The organism is Variovorax sp. 01N429 (assembly GCF_056399425.1).
In genome coordinates, this window is record NZ_JBFTRG010000054.1 from 1 (window position 1) to 703 (window position 703).

Genomic DNA, 703 nt, shown 5'->3' on the forward strand with positions numbered 1-703 from the left:
GTTGCTCGTCGCGTGCGCCGCCTGCTCGTCGGGCGGCGGCGGCAGCGCGCCGCAGCCCGGCGCGACGAAATCCCCCGGGTCGAACCCGGCGTCCCCGGCCGCGGCCGGGTTCGACGTCGCGGCGGAGAACGCCAAGCCGGGCACCGACGCCTGGAAGACCGGGCTGAAGACCGGGCCCGCCGGGGCGATGGACGCGTACGCCGACCAGGTCGCCGTGCGCCCCGGCGCGCCGTTCCGGCTGTTCGCCTCCACGACCGCGCCCGGCTTCACGGTCACCGCGTACCGCATGGGCTGGTACGGCGGCGCCCGCGGCCGCGAAGTCTGGAAGTCCGGCCACGTCGCGGGCACCCGCCAAGCCGCCCCGAAGGTCGACCCGGGCGTCAACACCGTGCACGCCGACTGGCAGCCCTCGCTCACCGTCACCCCGACGGACTGGCCGGAGGGCACCTACCTGCTGCTGCTGACCTCCGACGCCGGCTTCGGCACCTACGTGCCGATCACCGTGCACAGCGCGCAGGCCAAGGGCCGCACCGTGCTCGTCAACGCCGTCACCACCTGGCAGGCCTACAACCTGTGGGGCGGCTACAGCCTCTACAACGGCCCCAAGAACTACGGCGACCGCGCCCGCATCGTCAGCTTCGACCGCCCCTACGACGGCACCGGCGCGACGCTCTACCTCAACCAGGAACTCCCCGCCGTGGCC

At 74.3% G+C, this 703-nt stretch carries 1 protein-coding gene; it reads left to right on the top strand.

From position 1 onward, the window contains the following. A partial coding sequence (locus AC1DSF_RS30525) for a N,N-dimethylformamidase beta subunit family domain-containing protein (protein WP_478184056.1) occupies window positions 1-703 on the top strand: 703 nt, incomplete at both ends.